The organism is Magnetospirillum sp. WYHS-4, from assembly GCA_039908345.1.
In the GTDB taxonomy this organism is placed as follows: Bacteria; Pseudomonadota; Alphaproteobacteria; order Rhodospirillales; family GLO-3; genus JAMOBD01.
Genome location: JAMOBD010000142.1, coordinates 1 through 2,636, shown reverse-complemented (window position 1 = coordinate 2,636; position 2,636 = coordinate 1). Strand labels below are relative to the sequence as shown.

The 2,636-nt window shown below is 65.1% G+C and carries 4 protein-coding genes; 1 reads left to right on the top strand and 3 read right to left on the bottom strand.

Going from position 1 to position 2,636, the window contains the following annotated elements; translation table 11 throughout:
* The coding region (locus tag H7841_18365; protein MEO5338823.1) for a hypothetical protein at window positions 1-748 on the top strand (748 nt) is incomplete at its 5' end.
* Between the two features lie 250 nt (window positions 749-998).
* Here the strand turns inward: H7841_18365 and H7841_18360 are convergent.
* From H7841_18360 to H7841_18350, 3 genes are all read right to left on the bottom strand, one after another.
* A complete protein-coding gene (locus tag H7841_18360) occupies window positions 999-1,628 on the bottom strand; it encodes a CPBP family intramembrane metalloprotease (GenBank protein MEO5338822.1) in 630 nt (209 codons plus the stop codon).
* A gap of 62 nt (window positions 1,629-1,690) precedes the next feature.
* A complete protein-coding gene (locus H7841_18355; protein MEO5338821.1) occupies window positions 1,691-2,092 on the bottom strand; it encodes a hypothetical protein in 402 nt (133 codons plus the stop codon).
* A 55-nt stretch (window positions 2,093-2,147) separates the two neighbouring features.
* A partial coding sequence (locus H7841_18350) for a hypothetical protein (protein ID MEO5338820.1) occupies window positions 2,148-2,636 on the bottom strand: 489 nt, incomplete at its 5' end.

The window sequence follows — 2,636 nt, the reverse complement described above, 5'->3', positions numbered from 1 at the left end:
GGATGGAATGGCCGCCTACGAAGCCAAGGACCACGAGCGGGCCCTGGCCGTCTGGCTGCCTTTGGCCGAGGCCGGCCATGCGGAGGCGCAATACCGGGTCGGGCGGCTTCACGACGAGGGCGAGGCTGTCCCCAGGGACGAAGCCGCCGCCGCCGCGTGGTATCGCAAGGCGGCGGAACAGGGGCATGAATATGCCGAGGCGGGGCGGATGTTCCGACTGTCGGCCAAGCAAGGGGAGGTCTGGGGGCAATACGGGTCTGGACTGTGGCTGGCCTATCCTTTGGATGGCGGATATCCCCTGGCGGCCCTGGCCGCCCATTGGTTCGAAAAGGCGGCCGCCCAGGGCTTGGCGGAAGCCCAGTACGAGATGGGGGAACGCTATGCCTGGGGCGATGGCAAGCCCAAGGATGCCGCGAAGGCCATAGAATGGTACCGCAAGGCGGCGGACCAGGGGATGGTGAGGGCTTTCGAAGCCATCGGTTTCGTCTACAGCAGGAGTACCGACGACCGCTTTCCCCGCGATCCCAAGGAGTCCCTCCAATGGAAGTTCAAAGCAGCCGACGTGGGAAGTCCCTTCGCCCAATTTTCGGTGGCCCAGGCCCTCCTGGAGGGGAAACTCGTCGAACGGGACCTTGTCGAGGGCCTGAAAGAGGATCGCGCCGAGGCCCGGCGCCGGGCCGAGGCCTGGAAACCGCGGGGCTCCTGGCGGAAGCCCCTGGTCTCCAGGCCGCGTAGCCGGTGGGATTAGGCCCGCCCCGCTCTCACCGTCGATTGCGGACGACGATCCCGCCCAGGATGCCCTCGATCCGTCGGGCATCGGCGATATTCCCCGAGTCCTTCGCCGCCTTGTGGCGACGCTGGAGTTCGTCCATTACGGAGGCGGTCTCGGCCCGCTTCTCCTCGAGAAGTCAGGGGACAGCGCGGGTTCCGTCCTGCCTTGATGAAATGAGTATTGTGCGCTCAGATTACGCTGCAATGAGAACTGCTGCAAGGCGACTTCATGTCCGCCACAGGTTGTAGATATAGTGTCCGAAAATTAGCGGCGGCAGAGAGCGCCACATCAGAAAGACTCCCATCTGTCCAATGCCGGCCAGGAAGGCGAATGCCATCGCGGTGGCACCCGAGGTGGTGTGGGCCAAGCCGAATGCGGTGGCCGAAACCAGGACTATGACGGCAGGTCCGGCGTTCAGGTTGGCTAGGACAAGGAATATCCCAGCCCTGAACACCAGTTCTTCCATCGTTGCGGCAACGGGGAGCAGGAGGTACCGGGTAATCGACTGCAGCGGCTCGGCTTTCGCAAGGTCGAAAGTATGGGGCGTCTCGACTGGGATCAAGGTCGCAAGGCTTTGCGGAAGCCAAAGTTGGGTAACGATCAAGGCCAGGAAAAAGCAAAGAAAGGCCAACCCTCCCCCCAGAATCCATCGCAGAAGGCCGATTCCGGCCAATTCGAAAGGGTGCCGCGGCAGGCCCAGCATCGGCCGAATGGCGCGCCGAATAGCAGGATGAGCGAAAAGTACGGCCATGATAGCAAGGTTTTCGGCGAGACCGAAAAGCACCGCATAAGCTGCATCGGAGGCGCGGGGAACGAATTGGCCCGCCATGACGGCGAGGCTCAGCCCCGCCGTCATGGCGGTTGCGCTCCGGGAAAGTCTTGGAGCATCGAGCTTTCGCATCCGAGCCGCCCCCGCCATCATCCCCTGGGCCCATTGACGCCGCCGGCAGGGGCCGACGAACGGTCCGGCTGCCACGAGTTCAGTTTGGCGGTCACGCCGACGAAAATGCTCTCGAAGAAGCGCTTCGACGGTCCATCGGACATTCCCAGCATGTCGATCATGGCGGACACGTCCTCCTTTCCCGCCCCCGCTACGACGATGGCACCGACAGGGTCGAGACCGAGTTCCATCATGCGGTCGACGTCGGCCTTCCGTGCGGGCGTCAGATTCCGGTAGCGGTCGAGTTCCTCATCGATACGATCTGTAGCGTATCCTCCTTTTTCCAGTTTATCGCGCAACCCGTCAAGCTTGCCGTCATTGTGACCGGTTCCCGGACCACGCCCTTCGTCCCCGGCGGAAGACCGGTCGGGAATGGGCACCGCAAGCGCTCCGCCATCAAGGACGCCAATGCGCGTCGTCCGGCCGGTTTCGGGGTCATTGTATTCCCAGATGCGATCCAGTGGCCGAGCATCGAGCGGCGAGCGCTCTCCACCGGCCGGCAGCTCTCGCCACATTCCGGGTCTCGTCGTCCCCGGCCCCGCCGGCCAGGGTGTCGGCACCCGCGTCGCCGTCCGCAGACATGGCCCTGTTGGAGCCGCGTTCGGCGCGGCGGCGTTCGATATGGGCCAGGCCGCGGGTGCCGGCGTGGTGTTCGTCCACCTCGTCGGGCGTCGGGGCGCGGAAGGCGCCCAGCAGATTGCCCATGGACTTGCGCAGCGACCGGATGGTCTCCCCGCCCGGATCGAGGACCCCGTCCACCCGGAGCCGGTTGCGGCCCTGCCAGGACTTGATGCCGTCCACGTCCTCGTCCTGGAGGGTCCCCAGCGGTCCCTGATAGCGCCCGAAGGACCCCAGGTCCCCATTGCCCAGCAGGGACTGCACCTTGATGACGTCCCGCGGATCGTTGCGCCGCCCCGGCCCCAC